This window comes from Anaerotignum lactatifermentans (assembly GCF_016902535.1).
GTDB classification, from domain to species: domain Bacteria; phylum Bacillota; class Clostridia; order Lachnospirales; family Anaerotignaceae; genus Anaerotignum; species Anaerotignum lactatifermentans_A.
The window spans coordinates 160,805-184,621 of sequence record NZ_JACSNY010000003.1 but is presented as its reverse complement, the minus strand read 5'-3'; the positions used below and the strand labels follow the sequence as shown (position 1 = coordinate 184,621).

The 23,817-nt window shown below is 49.4% G+C and carries 26 protein-coding genes and 1 other annotated feature; of the genes, 5 read left to right on the top strand and 21 right to left on the bottom strand.

The window, feature by feature from the left end:
* Positions 1-7 precede the first annotated feature (7 nt).
* A complete protein-coding gene (locus H9X84_RS03720) occupies positions 8-3,865 on the bottom strand; it encodes a DNA-directed RNA polymerase subunit beta (RefSeq protein ID WP_205132984.1) in 3,858 nt (1,285 codons plus the stop codon).
* A 407-nt stretch (positions 3,866-4,272) separates the two neighbouring features.
* Positions 4,273-4,419 (bottom strand): hypothetical protein, encoded by a 147-nt coding sequence (locus H9X84_RS03715; protein ID WP_205132983.1) that lies wholly within the window; start codon positions 4,417-4,419, stop codon positions 4,273-4,275.
* Positions 4,420-4,649: 230 nt separating this feature from the next.
* Here H9X84_RS03715 and H9X84_RS03710 point away from each other — a divergent pair, with 230 nt between their 5' ends.
* The 3 genes from H9X84_RS03710 to H9X84_RS03700 all read left to right on the top strand — a co-directional run bounded on the left by H9X84_RS03710 (position 4,650) and on the right by H9X84_RS03700 (position 7,061).
* The gene (locus tag H9X84_RS03710; RefSeq protein ID WP_205132982.1) at positions 4,650-5,297 is read left to right on the top strand and encodes an epoxyqueuosine reductase QueH; all 648 of its coding nucleotides are present in this window, start codon (positions 4,650-4,652) and stop codon (positions 5,295-5,297) included.
* A gap of 98 nt (positions 5,298-5,395) precedes the next feature.
* Positions 5,396-6,259: a DMT family transporter gene (locus tag H9X84_RS03705; protein ID WP_205132981.1), complete on the top strand. Its 864-nt coding sequence runs from the start codon at positions 5,396-5,398 to the stop codon at positions 6,257-6,259.
* A gap of 163 nt (positions 6,260-6,422) precedes the next feature.
* Positions 6,423-7,061, top strand: a complete 639-nt coding sequence (locus tag H9X84_RS03700) for a DUF3885 domain-containing protein (protein ID WP_205132980.1) — start codon at positions 6,423-6,425, stop codon at positions 7,059-7,061.
* A gap of 115 nt (positions 7,062-7,176) precedes the next feature.
* Here the strand turns inward: H9X84_RS03700 and H9X84_RS03695 are convergent, their stop codons facing one another.
* The 15 genes from H9X84_RS03695 to H9X84_RS03625 form a co-directional block, all read right to left on the bottom strand.
* A complete protein-coding gene (locus H9X84_RS03695) occupies positions 7,177-9,267 on the bottom strand; it encodes a M56 family metallopeptidase (protein ID WP_205132979.1) in 2,091 nt (696 codons plus the stop codon).
* Between the two features lie 2 nt (positions 9,268-9,269).
* Positions 9,270-9,629, bottom strand: coding sequence for a BlaI/MecI/CopY family transcriptional regulator (locus tag H9X84_RS03690; protein WP_205132978.1), 360 nt, complete (start codon positions 9,627-9,629; stop codon positions 9,270-9,272).
* 96 nt (positions 9,630-9,725) lie between these two features.
* Complete coding sequence (locus H9X84_RS03685) at positions 9,726-10,772, bottom strand: helix-turn-helix domain-containing protein (protein WP_205132977.1); 1,047 nt, start codon at positions 10,770-10,772, stop codon at positions 9,726-9,728.
* Positions 10,773-11,094: 322 nt separating this feature from the next.
* Positions 11,095-12,051, bottom strand: a complete 957-nt coding sequence (locus tag H9X84_RS13025) for an SHOCT domain-containing protein (protein WP_243423508.1) — start codon at positions 12,049-12,051, stop codon at positions 11,095-11,097.
* A 144-nt stretch (positions 12,052-12,195) separates the two neighbouring features.
* Entirely contained in the window at positions 12,196-12,561 is a 366-nt protein-coding gene (gene rplL / locus H9X84_RS03675; protein WP_205133053.1) for a 50S ribosomal protein L7/L12, read from the bottom strand.
* A gap of 100 nt (positions 12,562-12,661) precedes the next feature.
* Positions 12,662-13,159 carry a 50S ribosomal protein L10 gene (gene rplJ / locus H9X84_RS03670; RefSeq protein WP_205132976.1) on the bottom strand — a complete coding sequence of 166 codons (498 nt, stop codon included), beginning with the start codon at positions 13,157-13,159 and terminating at the stop codon, positions 12,662-12,664.
* A 23-nt stretch (positions 13,160-13,182) separates the two neighbouring features.
* Positions 13,183-13,307 (bottom strand) — a sequence feature (ribosomal protein L10 leader region).
* Positions 13,308-13,365: 58 nt separating this feature from the next.
* Complete coding sequence (gene rplA / locus H9X84_RS03665) at positions 13,366-14,061, bottom strand: 50S ribosomal protein L1 (RefSeq protein WP_205132975.1); 696 nt, start codon at positions 14,059-14,061, stop codon at positions 13,366-13,368.
* A 74-nt stretch (positions 14,062-14,135) separates the two neighbouring features.
* Positions 14,136-14,561 (bottom strand): 50S ribosomal protein L11, encoded by a 426-nt coding sequence (gene rplK, locus H9X84_RS03660; protein ID WP_205132974.1) that lies wholly within the window; start codon positions 14,559-14,561, stop codon positions 14,136-14,138.
* Between the two features lie 77 nt (positions 14,562-14,638).
* Positions 14,639-15,199: a transcription termination/antitermination protein NusG gene (gene nusG / locus H9X84_RS03655; protein WP_205132973.1), complete on the bottom strand. Its 561-nt coding sequence runs from the start codon at positions 15,197-15,199 to the stop codon at positions 14,639-14,641.
* 25 nt (positions 15,200-15,224) lie between these two features.
* On the bottom strand, positions 15,225-15,494 hold the full coding sequence (gene secE, locus H9X84_RS03650) for a preprotein translocase subunit SecE (protein WP_205132972.1): 270 nt from the start codon (positions 15,492-15,494) through the stop codon (positions 15,225-15,227).
* A gap of 36 nt (positions 15,495-15,530) precedes the next feature.
* Positions 15,531-15,695, bottom strand: a complete 165-nt coding sequence (gene rpmG, locus H9X84_RS03645) for a 50S ribosomal protein L33 (RefSeq protein WP_275552241.1) — start codon at positions 15,693-15,695, stop codon at positions 15,531-15,533.
* A gap of 112 nt (positions 15,696-15,807) precedes the next feature.
* Positions 15,808-16,053 carry a TIGR03905 family TSCPD domain-containing protein gene (locus H9X84_RS03640; RefSeq protein ID WP_334298055.1) on the bottom strand — a complete coding sequence of 82 codons (246 nt, stop codon included), beginning with the start codon at positions 16,051-16,053 and terminating at the stop codon, positions 15,808-15,810.
* Between the two features lie 107 nt (positions 16,054-16,160).
* A complete protein-coding gene (locus H9X84_RS03635; protein WP_205132970.1) occupies positions 16,161-16,997 on the bottom strand; it encodes a metal ABC transporter permease in 837 nt (278 codons plus the stop codon).
* Complete coding sequence (locus tag H9X84_RS03630; RefSeq protein ID WP_205132969.1) at positions 16,994-17,743, bottom strand: metal ABC transporter ATP-binding protein; 750 nt, start codon at positions 17,741-17,743, stop codon at positions 16,994-16,996. The genes H9X84_RS03635 and H9X84_RS03630 overlap by 4 nt, the downstream gene beginning before the upstream one ends.
* Positions 17,740-18,669, bottom strand: a complete 930-nt coding sequence (locus tag H9X84_RS03625) for a metal ABC transporter substrate-binding protein (protein ID WP_205132968.1) — start codon at positions 18,667-18,669, stop codon at positions 17,740-17,742. Before H9X84_RS03625 ends, H9X84_RS03630 begins: the two co-directional genes overlap by 4 nt.
* 177 nt (positions 18,670-18,846) lie before the next feature.
* Between H9X84_RS03625 and H9X84_RS03620 the strand changes: the two genes are divergently transcribed.
* Entirely contained in the window at positions 18,847-19,374 is a 528-nt protein-coding gene (locus H9X84_RS03620) for a gamma carbonic anhydrase family protein (RefSeq protein WP_205132967.1), read from the top strand.
* Between the two features lie 135 nt (positions 19,375-19,509).
* Positions 19,510-19,680 (top strand): 4Fe-4S binding protein, encoded by a 171-nt coding sequence (locus H9X84_RS03615; RefSeq protein WP_205132966.1) that lies wholly within the window; start codon positions 19,510-19,512, stop codon positions 19,678-19,680.
* 48 nt (positions 19,681-19,728) lie between these two features.
* Here H9X84_RS03615 and H9X84_RS03610 read toward each other — a convergent pair whose 3' ends face one another.
* The 4 genes from H9X84_RS03610 to gdhA all read right to left on the bottom strand — a co-directional run bounded on the left by H9X84_RS03610 (position 19,729) and on the right by gdhA (position 23,673).
* Complete coding sequence (locus H9X84_RS03610; RefSeq protein ID WP_205132965.1) at positions 19,729-20,619, bottom strand: hypothetical protein; 891 nt, start codon at positions 20,617-20,619, stop codon at positions 19,729-19,731.
* Between the two features lie 89 nt (positions 20,620-20,708).
* A complete protein-coding gene (locus H9X84_RS03605; RefSeq protein ID WP_205132964.1) occupies positions 20,709-21,641 on the bottom strand; it encodes an RsiV family protein in 933 nt (310 codons plus the stop codon).
* On the bottom strand, positions 21,638-22,144 hold the full coding sequence (locus tag H9X84_RS03600; protein WP_205132963.1) for an RNA polymerase sigma factor: 507 nt from the start codon (positions 22,142-22,144) through the stop codon (positions 21,638-21,640). Before H9X84_RS03600 ends, H9X84_RS03605 begins: the two co-directional genes overlap by 4 nt.
* 179 nt (positions 22,145-22,323) lie before the next feature.
* On the bottom strand, positions 22,324-23,673 hold the full coding sequence (gdhA, locus tag H9X84_RS03595) for an NADP-specific glutamate dehydrogenase (protein ID WP_205132962.1): 1,350 nt from the start codon (positions 23,671-23,673) through the stop codon (positions 22,324-22,326).
* Between the last annotated feature and the right edge of the window lie 144 nt (positions 23,674-23,817).

Sequence of the window (23,817 nt, the reverse complement as noted above, 5' to 3'; positions counted from 1 at the left end):
TCCTTTCTTATTCTTCGTCATAGTCGTCCAGCAGATCGCTGTCGCCGTAGTCGTCGGACAAAAGATCGCTGTTGTCGTGAACGGTGCCTTCCTCGTCGTCAAAGAGGAAGTCCACCAATTCTTCTTCGGCGGTCATGGGTCTGGGACGGCGGAATTCGTCGTCATCGCCTTCAAAGCCGTCGATATTTACATTCAGATCATCCACATCCTCGATGGATTCCTTGATTTCTACTTCTGTCTGGTCTTCACGCAGTACGCGAATATCCAACGCCAGAGACTGCAGTTCTTTGAGCAGTACCTTGAAGGATTCGGGTACGCCGGGTTCGGGGATGTTCTCGCCCTTTACGATGGATTCGTAAGTCTTTACACGACCTACGATATCGTCGGACTTCACTGTCAGGATTTCCTGCAATGTGTAAGCCGCGCCGTATGCTTCCAGCGCCCAAACTTCCATCTCACCGAAACGCTGGCCGCCGAACTGCGCTTTACCGCCCAGAGGCTGCTGTGTTACCAGAGAGTAAGGACCTGTGGAACGTGCGTGGATCTTATCGTCTACCAGGTGGTGCAGCTTCAGATAGTGCATGTAACCGATGGTGACTCTGTTATCGAAGAATTCGCCGGTACGGCCATCGCGCAGAGAAACCTTACCGTCTCTGTCGATGGCTACGCCCTTCCATTCTTCTCTGTGGTCTCTGTTTGCGTACAGTTCATCATAAATATCGCCTTCCAGCAGAGGTTTCCACTTCTCAGAGAATTCCTCCCAGTCTGTGTTGACATAGTCGTTTGCCATTTCCAGCGTATCCATGATGTCGATCTCGTTGGCGCCGTCAAATACGGGTGTGGAAATCTTCCAGCCCAGTACTTTTGCCGCCAGAGACAGATGGGTCTCCAATACCTGCCCGATATTCATACGGGAAGGGATACCCAGAGGGTTCAGTACGATATCCAAAGGACGGCCGTTGGGCAGGAAAGGCATATCCTCCACAGGCAGTACTCTGGAAACAACACCCTTGTTCCCGTGACGGCCCGCCATCTTGTCGCCTACGGAAATCTTACGCTTCTGCGCGATATATACTCTTACCAGCTGATTTACGCCGGGACCTACGTCGTCGCCGTTTTCTCTGGTAAAGATCTTAACGTCTACAATGATACCTGTTTCGCCGTGAGGCACACGCAGGGAAGTATCTCTAACTTCTCTGGCCTTTTCGCCGAAGATGGCCCGCAGCAGTCTTTCTTCCGCGGTCAGCTCTGTTTCGCCCTTCGGTGTTACCTTACCAACCAGGATGTCGTTGGGGTGTACTTCCGCACCGATGCGGACGATCCCTCTTTCATCCAGGTCACGCAGGGCGTCCTCGCCTACGTTGGGGATATCTCTAGTAATTTCTTCGGGCCCCAGCTTGGTATCTCTGGCGTCCGCCTCAAATTCATTGATATGAACGGAGGTATATACGTCGTCCTGTACCAGCTTTTCGCTCAGCAGAACGGCGTCCTCGTAGTTGTAACCTTCCCATGTCATGAAACCGATCAGAGGGTTTTTGCCCAGTGCCAGTTCCCCCTGACAGGTGGACGCGCCGTCGGCGATGATCTGACCTGCTTCCACTCTGTCGCCTACGTTTACAATAGGTTTCTGGTTCAGGCAGGTGCTCTGGTTACTTCTCTGATATTTGATGAGCTTGTATGCGTCCCGCATAGAGTTATCGTTTCGTACCACAATCTCGTCGGCGGAAACACGCTCGATGATGCCGCTGTTTTTGGCGATGACACAGATACCGGAGTCCTTCGCTGTCTTGTATTCCATACCGGTACCAACGATAGGAGAGTCTGTCACCATCAGAGGCACTGCCTGACGCTGCATGTTGGAACCCATCAGGGCACGATTCGCGTCGTCGTTTTCCAGGAAAGGAATCAGCGCTGTGGCTACGGATACCATCTGTTTGGGGGATACGTCCATCAGATGGATCTGGCTTCTGTCTACTTCGATGATGTCCTCACGGTGACGGCCGGTTACTTTCTTATGAACGAAGTGGCCTTCCGCGTCCAGAGGCTCGTTGGCCTGCGCTACGTTGTAGTTTTCTTCTTCGTCAGCGGTTACATAGATGAACTCGTCTGTTACACGAGGTTCATCGCCGCTCTGGTCTACTTTTCTGTAAGGCGCTTCAATGAAACCATATTCATTGATGCGGGCAAAGGTTGCCAGTGTATTGATCAGACCGATGTTAGGACCTTCTGGTGTTTCGATAGGACACATTCTGCCGTAGTGAGAATGGTGAACGTCTCGCACCTCGAAGCCGGCTCTTTCTCTGGACAGACCGCCGGGGCCCAGTGCGGACAGACGTCTCTTATGTGTCAGTTCACTCAGAGGGTTATTCTGGTCCATGAACTGGGACAGCTGTGAGGAACCAAAGAATTCCTTGATGGCAGCTGTCACGGGACGCACGTTAATCAGTGCCTGAGGTGTTACCACCGCCAGATCCTGTGTAGTCATTCTTTCACGAACCACTCTTTCCATTCTGGACAGACCGATACGGAACTGGTTCTGCAACAGTTCGCCAACGGAGCGGATACGTCTGTTGCCCAGATGGTCGATATCATCCACATTGCCGTAGCCATAGTCCAGCTGCATTACATAGTTGATGGAAGCCAGAATGTCTTCCAGTGTGATGTGCTTGGGTACCAGCTCGTGGATATTTTCCTTAATGGCCGCCTTAATCTCTTCGGCGGTAGCGTATTCATTTAAAATCTGTTCCAGTACAGGATAGTATACTCTCTCACGGATATTGACATCTTCCGCTGTCAGTCCGAATTCTTCCAGATAAGCGTCAATGGCAACCGCGCGGTTGGTGAGAATCTTCACCTGTTTGTCCTCTACCTCAATATACAGATGGTCTGTACCACAGTCCTGAATGGTGTCGCACAGTTCCATGGTCAGGATCGCGCCCGCTTCCGCCAGCACTTCGCCGGTCATGGGGTCTACCACTGCTTCCGCCAGCTTCGCGCCGCGGATTCTGTTTCTCAGCGCCAGTTTTTTGTTGAATTTATAGCGGCCTACCTTTGCCAGGTCGTAACGCTTGGGATCGAAGAACATACCTCTGAGCAGAGATTCGGAGCTTTCCACTGTGGGAGGTTCGCCGGGACGCAGCTTCTTGTAAATCTCGATCAAACCTTCTTCATAAGACTTCGCAACGTCCTTATCAATGGTCGCGCGGATCTTGGGCTCGTCGCCGAACAGTTCCAGAATCTCCGCGTCTGTACCAATGCCCAGGGCACGGATCAGAACCGTAACAGGCACCTTTCTGGTACGGTCTACTCTTACATAAAATACATCGTTGGAATCTGTCTCATACTCCAGCCATGCCCCTCTGTTGGGGATGACCGTAGCGGAGAGCAGCTTTTTCCCTACCTTATCAAAATCGGAGGCATAGTAAATGCCGGGGGAACGAACCAGCTGGCTGACAATAACACGTTCCGCGCCGTTGATGATAAATGTACCGGTTTCTGTCATCAGAGGGAAATCCCCCATGAAGATCTCCTGCTCTTTCAGTTCGTCCAGCTCTCTGTTGTACAGTCTGGCCTTTACCTTCAAAGCCGCCGCGTATGTGGCGTCTCTTTCCTTGCATTCCTCAATGGAGAATTTAGGTTCGGAATCCAGAGAAAAATCAATAAATTCCAGCACCAGATTGCCGCTGAAGTCTGTAATAGGGGAAATATCCTCGAATACTTCCTTCAGACCTTCATCCAGGAACCACTGATAGCTGTCCTTCTGCACCTCGATCAGATTGGGCATTTCCAAAACCTCATTGATCTTGGAATAGCTCATTCGTGTCGTGTCGCCAAAACGGAGTGCGTGAATTCTGTTTTTTTCCATCTTGTCACCTCTCGAATTTATCCTTCACACCGACTTGCTCTGCCCCACGGGCACTTGATACGGGAAAACGACTCTTCATTCTTCCGTATCAGGCGTCCGGACGGCAGCCGCTTTTCGCTCAAAAAAACTTCTTTTGCGCAAAAAATTTAGAATTGCCTAAACAAAGCTAGACCTTTGCCTGCACCACCTTTGATCAGCGGTCATGACAAAAGCCTCTTTGGTCTAAGAAATTCTAATACACTTTTGAACAGTCTGCATAATGCCTCCCGTTCCACCTATTGGTTCTGGTTAACAGTGCCTGTTCCCACTTTCCGACAGTCCTTGGAATGCCTGATTTTCCGGGAAAAATCAGGTTTTTGAAAAAATTTTGTTGAATTTTTTCCACCCCTATGCTATACTGTCTGTAATTATGGGGATATGTGCTTATCTGCTAATGTGTGAAATATTTTACCACAGGGCGGACGAAGTGTCAAGCCCTTTTTTACTTGTTTTTCCGGGCTTTCCCGCCGTTTGGGAAAGCTTTTTTCTTTCCCGTCATTTTTTTCTGTCTGCATTTCTATTTTCTCCTCTGTCTGCTCCGCTTTTTCCTGCCATCTCGCATCATGAACAGGAAATTCTATCTTTTCCCTAAAAAGTTCATGAATCTTTTTTTCCTTGCGCCTTTCAAAAAATCGCATTTTTGTGAAATATTTTTGTATTTTTTTTCGTACATTCTGTTTTTCTTTACTTTTTCCCTCGCCATTGCTACACTGGAGAAAGAATTCCTGCTTTTTGGAGGTGCTTTATGCAGAAAGAAAACTATCAGCTGGTGCTGGAACGCACCCTGCAAACCATAGAAAAGGAAGGCCGCCGGCCCCGTCTGCTGCTGCACAGCTGCTGCGGCCCCTGTTCTTCCTATGTTCTGGAATATCTGACCCATTATTTCGATATCACCGTATTTTACTATAACCCTAATATTTCTCCCGCGGCGGAATTTCAGCATCGGGCGGCGGAACAGCAAAAGCTCATTTCCCAAATGCCCCTGGAAGGTCCCGTATCCTGCCTCATTGCCGATTATGACCCGGAAACCTTTTTTGCCATGGCAAAGGGCAGAGAAACAGAACCGGAAGGCGGCTCCCGCTGCTTTGACTGCTACGAACTCCGACTGCGCAAAACGGCGGAGGCGGCAAAGGCGAGCGGTTATGATTACTTTACCACCACCCTTTCCATCAGCCCCCACAAAAACGCCCAGGTCCTCAACGCCATCGGCCGGAAACTGGCGGAGGAGTACGGCGTTTCCTATCTGTTTTCTGATTTCAAAAAGAAAAACGGCTACCGCCGTTCCTGTGTCCTTTCGGAAGAATACGGTCTTTACCGCCAGGATTACTGCGGCTGTCCCTTCTCTAAGGCGGAAGCCGAGGCCCGTCGCAAGGCCAAAGAGTCCGCTGTCTGATCCCAGACGGCAGGCTCTTTTTTATTTTTCTCTTTTCTTTCCCTCCAAACCGTCGTATAATAATCCTCGTGCAAATTTTACAGGAAAGGAGTTTTTTCATGACTCAAAAACAAAAAGGGATCTTATGTATTACCCTTTCATCTTTTTTCTTCGCTTTGATGAATCTTTTCGTCCGCCTTTCCGGGGATCTGCCCGCCATGCAGAAAAGTTTTTTCCGTAATTTCGTGGCGCTGATCTTTGCGGCGGTCATTCTCTTCCGGGAGCGCCCGCAGGTATCCTTTACTCCCAAGGCAAAACGCCACCTGTTCCTTCGTGCCCTGGCCGGCACTATCGGCGTTCTGTGCAATTTCTATTCTGTGGACCATCTGGTGCTGGCGGATGCCTCCATGCTCAATAAGATGTCCCCCTTCTTCGCGGTCATCTTTGCCATCTTCCTGCTAAAAGAAAAACCCAGCCGCTTTCAGGCCATGTCTATTGTCATCGCCTTTATTGGCGTGCTCTTTATCGTTAAGCCTACAGGAAATATGCAGCTTTTCCCCGCCTTTATCGGCCTTATGGGCGGTCTGACCGCAGGATTGGCCTATACCTATGTCCGCTCTCTGGGCCAGCAGGGTGTTGCCGGGCCCTTTATCGTGTTCTTCTTCTCGGCCTTCTCCTGCGTGGTACTGCTGCCTTTTTTGATCTTCGATTTCCACCCCATGACGTGGACACAGCTGGGCATCCTTCTTCTGGCGGGCCTTTCCGCCGCCGGCGGTCAGTTCACCATTACCGCCGCTTACTGCTATGCCCCTGCCCGGGAAATTTCTGTTTATGATTATTTCCAGATTCCCTTCTCGGCACTGCTGGGCTTTCTGATCTTCAGCCAGATCCCGGATATCCTCAGCTGGCTGGGCTATGTCATCATCTGCGGCACCGCCGTAGCCATGTTCCTGCATACCACAAAGAAGGCCCCTGTTTCCTGAAACGGACTTTTACAAAAACAGAACCGTCGGATTCCGCTGCGCATCGTCGGGATTCCGGCGGTCTTTGTTTTTCCCCTTCCATTTTCCCGCGTTTTTCTAAAAGCTTCTCTTTTTTCCGCTCTTTTATGTTATACTATTGCCAAAAAAGAAAAAGGAGATCCTTATGCTGTTTGAACGTACCTTTTCCGCCTTGGAAGCCATGGGAAACCCCCGGCTCCAGCTGCCCATCTTTTATGAAAGCCCCATTTCCCTTCGTTTCGAGATCGGTCCGGAAGAATATTCCACACGGGACCCTCGGTACCTCCGTCTGGCGCAGTGGCGTGCGGCTTTTCTTTACGCCAAAGCCGCGCCCTTCGATACCCTTCTCTGGGTCCTTTACCGCACACCGTTGGAAGAAACGGAAATCCCGGAGCTTCTGTCCCGCTTCCAGGAAATCACCCGGCTGCCCCTTCCGGCTGAAGTTCTGGAGCAGGAAACCACCGACAGTGACGGCGATCCCCTGATCCGTGTTTTCTTTTTCTGGGATTTGAACCAAACGCCGCTGAAAGCCGACAACCTTCTGACGGAAATTACCAGAACAGACTATCGCGGCTTTCGGGAATTATCCTCCGCCGTTTTCTTTTTCCGCACAGATACGCCCTTCCTCCTTCATCTCTATGATGACCGCGGCATGGATCTGGTAGCGGCGGACAAAGAAGTCCTGCGCCCCTTTTATGAGGACTGCCATAACTGGCTGCTGGATTATGACCTGCCCCGGATGAACAAAATATTCGCAAATCCCAAAGACACAGAACCTTTTTAAAGATTTCTCATCAGAAAATAAAGACAGCCGGATTCTTTCTTCGCAAAGAACCCAACTGTCTTTTTTTATCAGATATATTTTAGAGGAACCCGCTTTCTGTCCTGCGTCTTTTTCCTTAAGGAAGATACTGTTCCTCTGCCTTCGTTACGATGCCGCCCTCTGTGGTGATCCAGAAAGGCACTTCTCCGCGTTCTTCCAGATATTCCGCCAGTTCCTCCCAGCTGCGCAGCTCCTTCTGCTCCGCTCCGTTTTCTGTCATCTCTACCACCAGAATTTCCGGTCTTTCTCCCAGCTGCAGGACCGTATCGTTTTCCCATCTGCGGATATAAAACCCGTTGGGCATCTCCATGTCCGGATCTAACTGCACCTGCGCCAGACGGTCTCTGTTTTCCTCCGTGTACCACTGAGCTTCATTCAGATGCAGAATACTGTCTTCCGGAACCAATTTTACGATATATCCAAACCGCTTGGAAGACATCGGTCCATAAAAATCTTCCAGTGTCCCTTCTTTTACCACAATATCCTCCGTCGTCACAGACCCAAGCCCCATTTCCTCCCGCAGAAATGTCATGGCAACATCTTCGGGATTCAGAAGCCCCACTATGTGCCCTTCGTCACATTGTGCCTGCTGTTCCGCGTAATAAACGTCTTCCTCCGCGCCGCTGATATAGTTGTAATAGAGGTTTCCCGTCTCGTCGCTCCATCGTTCCACGCACCAGATACCGTCATCCCCCTGCTTCACAGGCTGGGACAAAAACAGCCTCCAATCGCTGTATCCCTTCTGCTGATGGAGAGATACCTCTGCCACCATATGCTCCCCTGCGTAGGTTTCCGGCATAATATATCCTTTTTCCTCCAAAAGCGCCCGCACCATGGTATCCATTTCTTCCTGGGGCATGGCCAGTTCATAGGGATAGATACTTCCAAAGCATACACCGAAAAGAGCCTCCTGCTCCTTCGTGTACTGCCTAACATCCACACCATTTTCATCAGGGTTCGGCGTAGCACTTGCCCCAAAAGCGTATTTTTCCGATTCCAGATAGAGCCAATCCCCCTCCTGGGTAATGCCGTCCGGCAGCTGCAAAGACTTGTCGCTGTCCAACCGGAACCGGCATTTTTCCGACCAGACTTCCACCGCCACATCTTCCCCCAGCAATCCGTTCACACGACAATGCTCGATACGCTGGAGCACCACTCTGTCAACAATGCGGCTGCCCTGTTCCTCCACCATAGATGTAATCTTTTCTTCCTCCATGTGGATAATGTCGTTGGCGTCGCTTTTCTCCGCCGGCGCACTCCAGACAGCGCATCCCACCGCTGCCGCCGCCACAATCGCCAGCCCCGCCACAGCAGATACCGGCTTTTTGTATCGCAGGATATGTTTTACCCTTGTCTTGACGGGCTTTTCCCCAAAGGCCAGCGGTGTCCCAAACCAACGCTCCTCCGCTGACAACCGTACCAGAGAAAGGGAATACTTCTTTTTAATGTCCGTCCCCATGGTTTCCAGCACTTTTTCATCACAAGCGCTTTCCATATCCGCTTCCATGCACCGAAAGGCCAGCCAGACCAGCGGATTGAACCAGTGCAGGCAAAGAATGAGGAAGGCCCCCTGCTTGATCCGCATATCATGCCGCCGGATATGAATTCTCTCGTGACAGAGCACATGGGCCCGTTCTTCCTCCGTCAGATCCGCCGGAAGATAAATACGTGGCGGCATCCCCATCACAAACGCCGTGGGCAGACCTTCCACCTGATACACCTGCGGCTCCAGCTTCTTTCCGTTTTTCAGTTTTTTCCGCAGTCTCAGAGAGGAAAAGGCGCCATATCCCAGCAGAAGTACCGCGCCTCCAATCCATAGCACAGAAGCCCCTTCCATCAGCCGTTCCATAGGAAAGACTTCTTCGCCCAGTTGTCGTGCCGGGGTCCTTTCCGCGAAAAATTCATCCACCACCGGAATCCCACTTTCCGCTCGGGGGACTGCCTGATACAGCTTTTCCGCCTGAAAGCTCTCCACGCCCACAGGCATGGGACTGTAATCGGTTTTCAGCCTGATGGGAAAAATCAGCGCCAGAAACACCACAATCCAAAGTCCGTAGGAAATCACTCTGGGGCTTTTTTTCAGCAGCAGCCGCAAAACCAGCGCCGCCAGTATAGCAAAACTGCCGCAAAAGGATAAATTCAGTATTTCCAGAAACCATCTGTCCATGCTCATTCCTCCTCATAGCGCTCAATGAGCTTTCGCAGTTCCTCCGCTTCTTTTTTTGTCAGGCCCTTTCCTTTTGCAAAGGCCGTTAAAAATTTCGGCAGTGATCCGCCAAAACTCTCCGCCACAAACTGCCTGCTTTCTCTGGCCTGCCATTCCTCTTTCGTCTCCACCGCTGTAATTACACTGCTTTCATTTCGGAAAATTCCTTTTCGTTCCAGCTTTTTCAGCATGGTGTACGTGGTCGATTTCTTCCACGCAAACGCCTCGGCGCATTTTGCCACCAGTTCCGCCGAAGTCATGGGCACATTCTCCCATAACAGCTCCGCCAGCCGTTCCTCCGCTTCCGTTAATTGGTATCCCATCCGCTCACCTCCATCGGTCTATACTTTATAGACTTCTTGATTTTAGTCTATATCTTATAGACCAATTTGTCAATCCCCTTTCATTGACTTCATAAATCAAAAAGAAGGATCTCCTTTCCCCAGTTCCCTCCATTCTTTGTTTTCTTTCAAAAACCCATAGGTTTCCTCATCCCGGAAACACTGCAATAATTTTTCTTTCATTTCCGCCGCAACCCCCTCTTCCATTTTCCGAAACTCCATATGCCGGTACAGCCACGCGTTCCGGAAGTCGCCGATTTCTTCCACGCTGGAAAGCATTTCCCGCATCAATGCCAGCACCTGTTCCGTGTCCTTTTCCATGGTTGCCAGTTCCAGCCCTGTGGAAACCTCGTAATACCGCCCCATTTCAAAGCATCTTGCCAGCTCCGCCTGTTTGGAAACCAGCCGATGGGCCATTTCCAAATCCTTTTCCTTCAATGCCAGCTGATACATGCCGTATAATTCCGCGCTGATCCTTTGATAGTCGGAGAATAAAAGCTCCTCATAAGTGCGGTACGCCTCTTGAATCCGTCCTGTTTCTCCATAGATCTGGGCCTGATTCCTTTTTCTTTCCGGATTCTGCATGGAAAAGTATTCCAGATATTTTTCCGCCTGAGGATAGTCCTTTTTCCTCCGGTAAAATCCCACCAGCGCGTCTGCGGCCTGCATCCGTATCCTTTCTTCCCCGCTTTCCAGCAGCCGTTCATACACCCCACAGAAATATCTGTCATATGCCTCCGCATCCGTCACCTCATGAACCACCCGATAGGCGTCAAAACACAACGCCAGCTGCAAAATCAGCACTTCACAGTCGGGATACTGGTTTATTTGCCGCTTTGCCCACGAAAACGCGTCCCCATATTCCGTTTCCTCCAGCCGCCGCTGTGCCTCCTTTAAAATCTCTCCCACCTCCTTCTTCGTCAACTCCCCTCGAAAAGAAAGCAGTGTGTCCAGAGAAATATGCAGAAGTCTGGCAATGGGCGCCAACAGAGTAATGTCCGGATAAGAATTGCCTCTTTCCCATTTATTTACCGCGGATGCCGTCACTCCCAGCCGTTCCGCCATTTCTTCCTGTGTCATCCCCTCTGTTTTTCTGTATTTTCTGATTACCTCTCCTAATGACATCCTGTCATCTCCTTTGCTGTGTATTGCATCGGCCTTTGCTGATACCAGCATATCAGATCACCATGGTCCTTACAATGGAATCTCCTTCACATTATTTTCAAAAAAATTGACCTCCGCTCAAATTCTGTCTATCCAAATACAAACGTCTTTCCTATGGAGTATTTTCCTGGAAAATGAAAATCGCTGAAATCCATAAAATCGGATTCCAGCGATTCTATTTCACGCGGAACGATACCCTATAAAAATATACCTCTTCCGCACTGCTGCCCGGCGAAACGCAGAAGGAGCTTTGCCATATTCTCCTATTCCGCCGGAGCTTTCTTTACAGATTCAGCAGTTGTTTCTTCTTGGCGTCATATTCTTCCTGTGTAATGGCGCCCAGATCCAGCAGTCGTTTGTACATCAGGATCTCCTCCGCCAAAGTATTTCCCGCTGTCTGCTGGGGCGGAAGTTCCTCCTCCCCTTCTTCCTCCATGGGATCTGCCAGACGGCTTTTTATGAAGCCATACGCCTGATTGGCTTCTTTTTTGGTTTCTGTACTGCTATCAAAGAAGAATATCACATCTTCCGCCGGATCATCCAGCCGCCGACTGTTTTGCAGCAGCAAAAACCCATATGTTTCCTCACCTACGGGCTCTATATACTGTATTCTGTCGTATTGGCTGTATTCTGCCCGCCGTTCTCCCGTCCGGATACAGTAGGCCAGACTTCTTACTTCCGTCCTTTGCTCCGTCTCATCCATTAACTTCCCGGAAATGGTCTGTGCCGCCAGATTCCGTCCTGCCCGCTTGATCTGATTCTTTACCAGTCCGCCGCCGGGCAGAGCACTTCCAACAACTTCGCTTAAAATCCCAATGGCCATTTGGGAATTGATGATTTCATCCAAGGGTGTCCCGCCGCCTCTGTGTCCAGACTGGATTTTCCGGTAAGCCTTTTCCGCTTCCTTGAAATTAAAGTCATCGGTCGTCTCCATCATACACTCCTTTTCGCAAAGGACCAGCTTCTGCCCTTTTCCGCCGTCCAGCTTTTTCACCAGACCTTCGATCCGCAAATGATCGAAGTACCGTTCCAGCCCTTCTATGGCCTGGGGCATAAACCCGCTCTTTTCCGCCATCATCCGCACCTTCTCCTTCTGCCGTTCCACCTCCTCGTTGGTCCGATATTCTTTGTGTTTCCATGTGGGCGTAAGTACCTTCAGCGCGCATACTTTGCAAAGCCGCACCTGGCCATACCGCTCCACCATAAGGCTTTTTTTGCCGCATCCACTGCAAATTTCCATATTCATTCCTCCTTTTCCGGCAAAGCCTCCTCCTGCTGAAAAGACCTTGTATTTTTCGCGAAAAAGGATTTCTATGGTTTCTCATCAGAACAAAAAAGGACACCCTCTTTTGAGGATGTCCTTCGGAAACTTCGGTGGTAAAAATTACTTCAGTGTAACCTTTGCGCCAACTTCTTCCAGTTTTGCTTTGATAGCGTCTGCATCTTCTTTGGAAGCCTGTTCTTTCAGAACCTTGGGAGCGCCGTCAACGATTTCTTTCGCTTCTTTCAGGCCCAGACCTGTTACTTCACGAACAACTTTGATAACTTTGATCTTTTCAGCGCCAACTTCTGTCAGTTCAACGTCGAATTCTGTCTTTTCTTCAGCTGCTGCGCCTGCTGCGGGGCCTGCTACTACTGCAACGCCTGCTGCTGCGGATACGCCAAATTCTTCTTCTGCTGCTTTTACCAGATCATTCAGTTCGATTACTGTCAGTTCTTTTACAGCTGCAATGATTTCTTCGATTGTCAATTTTGCCATTTTAAAGCACCTCCGATTATTTTGTGAAATGTTTTGTATGTGTTTCATGCCGCCGAAGCCTCAGCCCGGCTTTGTCTGAATTTCTTACTTCTTATTCTGCTGCTGCATCGCCTTTTTTCGCAATCTGATCGATTACGCGAGCGAAGGAAGACATAGGGGACTTGAAGCTGCCCAGCAGTTTGGAAAGCAGTACGTCTCTGGAAGGGATGTCAGCGATTACTTTCATGCCTTCTGCATCGTAAACAACGCCTTCTACAACACCAGCTTTGAATTCCAGTGCTTTCACGTCTTTTGCTACGCTGTTCAGGATGCTAGCGCCTGCTGTCGCATCTTCATAAGAGAATGCGAATGTGCTGGGGCCTGCCAGATATTCATCCAGACCTTCGTACTGTGTGCCCTGGATTGCAAAGTGTACCATTGTGTTTTTGTATACTTTATAATCAACACCGGCTTCTCTCAGTTTCTTTCTCAGAGCAGTATCCTGTTCTACTGTCAAGCCTCTTGCGTCAACCATAACAACGGAACTAGCTCTTTCCAGTTTTTCTTTGATCTCGTTTACAACGACCTGTTTCTGTTCAATCTTTGCCATGTTTACACCTCCTCGAAGTTTCTCTTTGTATCAGAAAAGCCTCTCTGCACATAGACAGAGAGGCGATCATACGCTCAAAGAAGCAGTTCTCCTCGGCAGGATTTACGCCAAAGGCACCTGCTGTCTACGGCAATATGAGATTTTCTTCATTTCCAACTCGTACATTATACCAAATATACGAATCCCTGTCAATAACCTCTCAGAGATTATTCGGAAATTTTTGCAGCGTTTACTTTGATGCCAGGGCCCATTGTGCTTGTCAGAACAACACTCTTCAGGTACTGACCTTTTGCAGCTGCGGGTTTTGCTTTTATAACTGCACTCATCAGAGTCTGGAAGTTTTCGCTCAACTTCTCGGAACCGAAAGATACCTTACCTACAGGAACATGGATGATGTTTGTTTTGTCCAGACGATATTCGATCTTACCAGCTTTGATATCGTTGATTGCTTTTGTAACGTCCATAGTTACTGTGCCGGCCTTGGGGTTAGGCATCAAGCCTTTGGGACCCAGTACACGACCCAGACGACCAACAACGCCCATCATATCGGGTGTTGCTACTGCAACGTCGAAACCAAACCAGTTTTCGTTCTGGATTTTGGGGATCAGATCCTCTGCTCCTACGAAATCCGCGCCGGCAGCCAAAGCTTCTTCTGCTTTTTCGCCTTTTGCGAATACCAATACACGAACTGTTTTACCTGTGCCGTGGGGAAGAACAACCGCGCCACGAACCTGCTGATCAGCATGTCTGCTGTCAACGCCCAAACGAATATGCGCTTCTACTGTTGCGTCAAACTTTGTTGTGGAAGTTTTCTGCACCAGTTCAATCGCTTCTGCTGTATCATAGAGAGCTGCTCTGTCTACCAGTTTCGCAGCCTCAACATATTTTTTTCCTCTTTTCACTTTCGTGACCTCCTTATGTGGTATTATCGGGAGAATTCCCTCCCACTCTACCGGCTTTCGCCGTCTGTCCTGTCTTATTCTTCTACAACGATACCCATGCTTCTTGCTGTACCGCAGATCATTCTGTAAGCTGCGTCAACATCCGCTGCGTTCAGGTCGGGCATTTTCAGTTCCGCAATCTTCATAACTTCTGCCTTGGGAACTTTTGCTACCTTTGTTTTGTTGGGCACGCCGGAACCGGATTCAATGCCGGCTGCTTTTTTCAGCAGAACTGCTGCGGGGGGTGTCTTTGTAATAAATGTGTAGCTTCTGTCCTGGTATACTGTGATAACAACAGGGATAATCAGGCCTGCCTGAGAAGCTGTTTTTTCGTTGAATTCTTTACAGAAGCCCATGATGTTCACACCATGCTGACCCAGTGCAGGACCAACAGGAGGAGCGGGTGTTGCCTTCGCTGCGGGGATCTGTAATTTGATATAACCTGTTACTTTCTTTGCCATGAGTGGCACCTCCTATAAATGTGGTAATTAGCGGGGATTTTCCCTCCCACCGGCGGACTGGCCGCCTTCTTCAAACGTCAACTAATCTTGTCAATCTGAGCGAAATCAAGCTCTACCGGTGTCTCTCTGCCAAAAATGGAAAGACTTACGACCACCGTTTTCTTGTTCGTGTTGATCTCCTGGATCACACCGACAGAGTTCGCAAAAGGACCGCTGGCAACACGAACGGAATCGCCAATGGCAACGTCGATATTCTCGATCTCGCCGCCAATGCCCATTGCGTATACTTCCGCGTCGGTGAGGGGAACAGGCTTGGAGCCGGGGCCTACAAAGCTGGTCACCCCTCTTGTATTTCTGACTACATACCATGTCTCATCGGTCATGATCATTTTCAGCAATACATAGCCGGGGAATACTTTGCGCTGCACCGTCTTTTTTTGTCCGTCCTTGATCTCCACAACATCCTGCAAAGGTACGCTGACCTGATGGATCAGATGCTGCATTCCTCTGTTTTCAACGGTTTTTTCGATATTCGCCTTTACCTTGTTTTCGTACCCGGAATAGGTATGCACAACGTACCACTTGGATTCGGACGATGTGTTGTTCATTTCTTCCGGCTTGTTGATTTCTTCAGACATACAACCATCCTTTTTCTCTTTTTTCTTAACCTAAAAGACTGATAATCGCGTCATACCCTGTGGAAAATACCGTATCCATGCAAGTGATGACTACGCCAACAATCAAGGATGTTACGATGACCGTTGCCGTGCTCTTTACGATGTCGGAGCGGCTGGGCCAAACGATCTTTTTGAACTCCGCCTTGTAATCGGCGAAAGTGTTTCTGTCACTGCCTTCGCTCTTTTTAGGCTGCTTGGGTGTGACCTTTTTTACTTCCTTCGTTTCATTTGGGCTTGTCATGTTCTTTTCTTCCATACGTTCACTTCCTTAAATTTGGGAGTCGCCGCGCCATTACTTTGTTTCTTTGTGTAATGTATGGGCTTTACAGAACTTGCAATACTTTTTGATTTCCATTCTGTCAGGCATAACTTTCTTGTCTTTGGTCGTGCTGTAATTTCTCTGTTTGCACTCGGTACAAGCTAAGGTAATCCGTGTTCTCAAGACTTCCACCTCCATTGAATATTTTTTATGCATAAAAAAAAGACCTGCGTCTTCCCATAAAGAATACCACAAGTCTTCTTTTCCTGTCAACTGTTTTTTCTCAAAACCCTTGATTTTCCGGAAAAAATCACTGATTTTTCAAAAATTCCTCCAGCGCCACCGCCAACTGGTCGGGACAGCTGGTGTTTCTGGGCCCGCAGGTAATGCCCCGCAGTCTCTTTGCCGCTTCCTCCGGCGCCATGCCTTCCGCCAAGGCAGACAGACCCTTATGGTTGCCGTCACAGCCGCCCATAAACTGAATGTTTTTTACTACGCCGTCCTCGATGTCGAATTCTACTTTTCTGGCGCAGATGCCTTTCGGTTCATATGTAATATGCATCGTATCTTCCCCCTGTTTTACAAAATCTAAAAGGAAGCATACCACATTTTTCGACAAAAATCAATAAATTCCAGATTTTTCCATTTTTGCAGAGCAGTTTCTTATTTTCGTACTCTGCCCAAACCATAGGCCGCCAGAAACAGTGCCGCCGCTGTCAGCACCATGGTCGCCCCCGCCGAGGTATCAAAACTGTAGGAAAGGCCTAGCCCCGCCACTGAGGAAATCAACCCCAGCACCATGGCCGTCCAGTGATAGGTTCTCGCGCTGGAAGTAATATTTCTGGCTGCCGCCGCCGGCAGGATCAGCAAAGCGTTAATCATCAGGATCCCAATGCAGCGCACAGAAACCATAACCGCTACCGCTACCATCATCACAAAAATATTTTCCACCAACACCACCCTTACGCCACGACTGGCCGCCAGAGAACGGTTAATGCTCAGCAGAAGCAAAGGATTGTAAAAAACGATCCACAGCAGATAAACTGCCGCCAGCACCACTGCCAGCCACAGCAAATCCGCAGACCCTATGGTCAGAATATCCCCAATCAGATAGGCAGAATATTTATTAAATCCGCCGTGCCCCGACAATATCACAATACCAAGGGCCATGGCCGCCGAAGAAAATACACTGATGACCGTGTCACTGGATACCAGATTTGCCCCTTTCACCTTCGTAATGACCAGCCCCAGAAAAATACCAAAGGCGATCATGGAAAGAAGCGGGCTGTCCAGCCCCAGCAGCACCCCGATGCCAATGCCCGTAAAGGCGCTGTGGCCCAGCGCGTCGGAGAAAAACGCCATTTTGTTGTTAACCGCCATGGTCCCCAGCAAAGCAAACAGTGGCGCAATCAGTAACGCCGCCAGAAAGGCGTTTTTCATAAAATCATATTGAAACATATCGAAGGGCAGTCCCTCCAGAAAACCGTAAATCACGCTCATGACTCCGCCTCCTCTTCCAGGTATCCGAATACGCTGCGAAAAGCCGCGGTACCATAGACTTCCTCGGCGTCCCCCTGCGCGATGACCGTCTTATCCAGTAATACCACCCGGTCCGCGTACCGACGGATCAGACTCAGATCGTGGGACACCAGCAGGATCGCCATATGGTATCTGTCCCGCAAATAGGCCACCCGCCGGAAAAACAGGTCCAGCCCCGCCATATCCACACCGGAAACAGGCTCGTCCAGAATCAGAAGATCCGGAATCGGCATCGTCGCCAGCGCCAGCAGTACCCTTTGCAGCTCGCCGCCGCTGAGGGCCCCCAGCCGCCGTTCCGCCAGATACCCACATTCCATTTCCTCCAGCGCCTTTTGTATTTCCTTTTTCTCTCTGCCGCCTACTTTCCACCATACAGGAGTTTTCCCCAGGGCCGCCGCCATAAAATCCATGACCGTCACCGGCGTGCTCCGGTCAAAATCCATCTGCTGGGGCACATAGCCAATATTGGGCTTGGCAATTTTGACGCCATGATGATCTGTATAAGAAATTTCCCCGGAAAAAGGACGTTCTCCCAAAATAGCTTTGATGAGCGTCGTCTTTCCGGCGCCGTTTTTTCCGATCAGGGCCGTCAGCTGTCCGCAGTGGAACTCCAGATTGATACCCTCGATCAGCGTATCCTGACCGCTGACCACCTGCAAATCCTTCAAAGCGATGCTGCACAGCCCGCAGCTGTTGTGATTTTTCATTCCGTTACACCTCGATATGCCTGGGCTACCGCTTCCAGGTTTGCCCGCATCCCATCCACAAATTCCGTTTTATCTCCATTCCCGCTGGTCAAAGGATTCAGCACCACCACAGCCGTACCTGTTTCCTCCGACAGGAGACGGGCATACTGCTCCCCGGCATCCTCCGCCGTCAGGATCAGATCCACGCCCTTCTCCTTTGCCTCTTCCACAGCCTCCGCCATTTCCTTTGCGGAAGGTGTCTGGTTTTCTTCCGGGAAAATACCGATGACTTCCTCCATTCCCAGCAGATCTTCCAGATAAATAAATCCCTCATGAAAGGCCGCCGTTTTCACCTCCGGCGCTTCCGCCGCCAGCGCTTCGGCTTCCTTCCGTATTTTTTCCATCTCCGCCGCGAATGCCTTTGTGTTGTCCTCATAGAGCTGGGCATTTTTCGGGTCCAGCTGACTCAGGGCATCCCGCATGGCCTCCGCCTGAAGAATTGCGTTTTCCGGATGGAGCCAGACATGGGCATTGACAGGGTCCTCCTCTTCTTCTCCATGGGCATGGTCATGCTCACATTCTCCTTCCAGCAGAACGCTGGCGTGTTCCCCTGTTTCTACAATATAAAGCTGTGGATTCTGCTCTCTGGCCTGATCCAGAAAGCTTTCCATACCCAGCCCGTTCATAAAAAATACATCTGAGCGTTCCAGCAGCTTCATATCCTCCGTAGTCAGCTCATAGTCGTGAAGGCATCCTGTCTGGGGCTGTGCCATGTTTTCCAGCACAATGCCCTCCGCTCCTTCTGTCACATACTGGGCCATCAGATAGATCGGATAAAAACTGGTTACTACTGTCAGTTCCTCTCCCTGGGCTGTATCTGTCCGGCTTTTGCCGCAGCCTGTCAGCGTAAACAGCAGCACCGTCACCATTATCATGAATTTTTTCATGGTATCCCTCCTAAATGCAATTCATTTGCAAATAGATTGTATGCTTCCCGACGGCTCTTGTCAAGACTGTTTTTTCTCTCCCAAAAATGATAAAATGGGAGAGTAGTAAAAATAAGAACGCTCTTTGGCTTTTTATATGTCCCACCTTTTTTCCCAACGAAAGGAGCTGCTGCTTTTATGATACGAAAATTTAAGAATCATACCCCTGTGGTCCCCGACTCCTGCTATGTTTTCCCCACCGCCACCATCATCGGTGACGTGACTCTGGGAGAAAACGTCATCGTTTATCCCGGCACTGTCATCCGGGGAGAGCACCGTTCCATCACCATCGGTGACAATACTAATCTCCAGGAAAATTGCACCGTGCATATTGAGGTCGGTTATGATGTCCATATCGGCAGCGGCGTCACCATCGGCCACAACGCCATCATCCACGCCTGCACCATCCATGACAATGTCCTTATTGGCATGGGCGCCATCATACAGGACGGCGTCGTCATTGGAGAAAACTGCTTTATCGGCGCCGGAGCTCTGCTGCGCCGGGGCATGGTCGTAGAGCCCGGCAGTATGGTCTACGGATTCCCCGCCCACCGCGTCCGCGACATTACCGAAGCGGAGTACCGGGAAATCCGGGAATCCACAGAGGAATATCAGATCTCCCGCCGGGAATTTCTTTCCCAGGACAGGGAACAAAAGGAATTCTAAAAGAAGATCGTTGATTTTTCGGCATTTCTCCTGTTTTCTGATGCATTTTCTCTTTAAATTGATAAATTTACCTTGCACAAAGGTTACTTTTGATATAAAATAGGCTTGAAGAATGATGAAGGAGGTGTATTTCCAATGGCTCACAAAATCGGTCCTGAATGCATCGGCTGTGGCGCTTGCGCTGGCGAATGCCCTACAGGTTGCATCCACGAAGCAGGCGGTGTTTTCGAAATCAATGCTGCTGAATGTATCGACTGCGGTACATGCATGGGTGCTTGTCCTACAGGCGCAATCAAAGCTGAATAATCCAAATAAAAAAAGTGAGTGCAAACTCACTTTTTTTGTTTCTCTTTTTTATGTGGTCCTTTCCAGCTTCGCTGTATCAAGAATCTCTTCCAGGGCTTCCTGATACTGCAATACCATTCTTGCCTCTTCCGTTCCCGGTTCAAATACGGAATCCTGTATGCCGCTAAAAGCCAGTACAATCCCTTCTTCCTCCAGACGGAACAGCTCCGTTTCCAACGGAAGGCTTTCTTCTTTTAATTTGTCATATTCCGCGGCATCATAGATCACAAACAGTCCCACATTCCCCTCTTGTCCAAAATGTTCCATTCGTACCGTAACAGCCGCATCATCCCGGCAAAGCGCCCCAAAGTCCATGTACTCCGCCAGATTCTCCGGCACAGCAAGGGAGAGGGCGTATCTTCTCTCGCCCAGCTGCAGCACCGTCTCCAGATTCGGCTCTTGGGGCAAAGTGCTTACCTTTTCCATTTGAAAACTGCTTTTTATATTTTCGATCTCTTTCTGAAATACCTGGACCAGCTTTGCTTCCGTTGTATCCTGTTCAAATACGGCATCCTGCGTTCCGCCATAAGCCAGAACAACGCCCTCTTCTTTATCCCGCAGCAGTTCCTCCTCCAGCGGTACATCTTCCTGTTTCATACGGTCATACGCTTCTTCCCCATACAAAACCAGATATCCTAAACTGCCTTGCTCCTCTTCCGATACCAGCGTCAGCCCTGCCCCGGAAACATCCTGTGTAAAAGGTGTCACCTCTATATACGGCAGTACCTCCTCCGGTGCCCGAAAAGAGATTTCGAAGGTATCGGCGCCTTTTTGCAGCTGAGTTCGAAGGGTAACCTCCGCGCCGCTGTCCGCAGACTCCTCCGCCATACCGCAGCCACCCATACTCAACATCATTACCATGGCAATTCCTGCCGTGTGCCATCTTCCTGCTCTTTTCATACGAACCCCTCCTGCTCCATCGGTCCCTGCCCCTTTCACCGACATTTTTCTAAAACTATGCCGATGTTTCGGGCCAGTTTCCTCCGCTGTTATTCCGCAGCACTTTGGATCTCAAACTCCGGCATGCCTGCCGCGCCTGGCGCAATCTCATATTTCTGGAAAACGATCACCGGATTTCCCGCCTGATTGATGTAAAAATCCGTATCTTCCGTAATAGAGGTAAAACCGCCTTCGTCCTCCACAAAATACATCCCACTTTCATCCTGAGCGATCTGCTCCCTGATCTGCTCATTGGCAATATTGATATAATCCTCTCCCAGCAGATCCTCCAGTGTGATCTCTCTGTCATCAGCCAAAGAAATATTGTAGTATTCCGTAACAGCTGTGGAAGCGTTCCAATCCTCCCACCCTGTCAATACCAGAGAGAGAATCTCCTCTGTTTCGCATTTCACCTCGTAATCTACTTTCACCTGGATATTTTTCTTAGCGAATTCCTCTTCTGTGCCGCCTGTTGCCAGAAAGGCTTCCTTGTAGGCAGCAATATCCTCATTGGCCCGTGTCTGGTAATCCGCCACAATCCGCTGGATCTCATCGTTTACCCGTTCTGTATACGCCCCTTCTGCCTGGATCTGCGGAATATTCGCGCCAACGGTTTTGTCGCCATCGGAAAATTCATAGCTGCGGAATGTCAGGACATTGGATACCGTGCTCAGCCCTGGCACTTTACTCATTTCCTCCGCAAAGGCCGGACTGATGTTCAGCGCCGCCGTAAAACAAAATACCGCGCAGGCAGCTGCCACAGCCGCTGTTTTCCCAGTGCTTCTTCTCTTCTTTTCTTTCATCTGAATCACCTTTCTTTTCTCTGCTGTCTCTTCTTTTCTGTTCTTTCTGTCTGTTTCTATGGACCCTCCATGCTCTTCTAATGTCCTTGCAACCATTTCGCCTAGACCTTCCGGGATTTCTGTCTGTTCATAGTACTGTCTGGCCGCTTCCATTTCTTTTCTGAAATCTTCCTCTGTCATGTTTCCGCCTCCTTTCCCATGGCTTTTCGCAGTTTTTCCAATCCGGTATACAGCCTGTATTTTACCTTGCTTAAATTTTCTCCCGTAATACGGGCAATGTCCTCCAGCTTCATATCTTCATAAAAACGAAGCATCACCACTGTTTTCATCTCTTCCGGCAGTCCCAGCACCATCTCATGGATCTGGGCGCCTTCCTCCGGCGCCTCCCGCTCCATCAGACGGGCCATTTTCTCCGGTTCTCTAGGCTCCTCCCTCCCTGCTTTTTTCAAATAGTTCAGGCTCTCATTGACCAGAATGCGATAAAACCACGTTTTCATATATTCTGTATGTTTCAGCTGTTCACTATGCTCCAGCGCTTTGACAATAGCGTTCTGCACAATGTCCAGCGCGGCCTGCTGCTCTCTGGCGTAAGAAAAAGCAAGGCGGTAAAAACGCGCCTGGTTTTCCGATACATATTCGCCGATCTGCCGGACGGTCTCCCTGCTTTTCCTCTCCTGTTCCATAATTTCACCTCCTCTTTTTGTTTTCTTCGTTTTCTTCTGTTTCCTCCTTCTATTCATTAGACAACAGAACTTCCCAAAAAGTCAGACTAAAATAAAAAATCCCAAAGGATTTCTCCTTTGGGATTTTCATTTTTGTCATGCTGTCAGATACAGAAGTATCTTTTCAGTTTCCGGATGAATTATACCAGACCCTGAGCCATCATAGCGGCTGCAACTTTCTTGAAGCCTGCGATGTTAGCGCCAGCTACCAGGTTGTAACCCAGACCAGCTGCTTCAGCTGCTTCTACGGACATAGCATGGATGTTCTTCATGATGCCAACCAGTTTAGCGTCAACTTCTTCGCCATCCCAGCTGTATCTCATGGAGTTCTGAGCCATTTCCAGAGCGGAAACTGCTACACCACCAGCGTTAACAGCTTTGGAAGGAGCAACGATCATGCCGGGTTCAGCCATAGCGCGAGCCAGACCTGCGTTTGTTGTAGGCATGTTAGCAACTTCGATGTAGTATTTTGTGCCGTTAGCGATGATCTGTTCGATTTCAGCAACATCCAGTTCGTTCTGGTATGCTGCGGGCATGCAGATATCTACTTTCTGGCCCCAAGGTTTCTGCTTAGGGAAGAATTCTACGCCGAATTTATCAGCATAGTCCTGTGCACGGTTTCTGCCGGAGTTTCTCATTTCCAGCATGTAATCGAATTTTTCCTGAGTTGTGATACCTTCGGGATCGTAGCAGTAGCCGTCAGGACCGGACAGTGTAACAACTTTACCACCCAGCTGAGCAACTTTCATAGCGATACCCCAAGCTACGTTACCGAAACCGGACATAGCAACTGTCTTGCCTTCGAATGTGTCGCCTTCATGTTTCAGTACTTCGTTTACATAGTATGTAGCGCCGTAGCCTGTTGCTTCAGGTCTGAACAGGGAGCCGCCGTATTCCAGACCTTTGCCTGTCAGAACGCCGTTTTCCCAGCAGCCTTTGATTCTCTTATACTGACCATACAGGAAGCCGATTTCTCTGCCGCCTACGCCGATGTCACCAGCGGGAACGTCAACGTCGGGACCGATGTGTCTGTACAGTTCTGTCATGAATGCCTGGCAGAATCTCATGATTTCCATATCGGATTTGCCTGTGGGATCGAAGTCGGAACCACCTTTACCGCCGCCGATAGGCAGACCTGTCAGGGAGTTTTTGAAGATCTGTTCAAAGCCCAGGAATTTAACTACGCCAGAGTATACTGTGGGATGGAATCTCAGACCACCTTTGTAAGGCCCGATAGCGGAGCTGAACTGTACTCTGAAACCACGGTTAACCTGTACTTTACCAGCATCGTCAACCCATGTTACTCTGAAGGAAACCTGTCTTTCAGGTTCTACCAGTCTTTCCAGCAGACCCATTTTTTCATATTCGGGATGCTGTTCAACTTCTTTTTCGATGGAAGAGAACACTTCTTCTACTGTCTGGATGAATTCAGGTTCATGTGCGTCACGTCTCTTAACCTGTTCGATTACGCGTTCAATATAAGCGTTCATAACTCATTGACCTCCTACATTTTTGTCTTTTCTTTAACTGTATTTTGTGTTAAAAACACTTCTTTTTGTTTCCGAAAAGGGAAACAAAAATCAGAAGAAAAAGCCTTAGGTTTCCGCTGTTTTCTATAAACGGCGGTTTCCGCC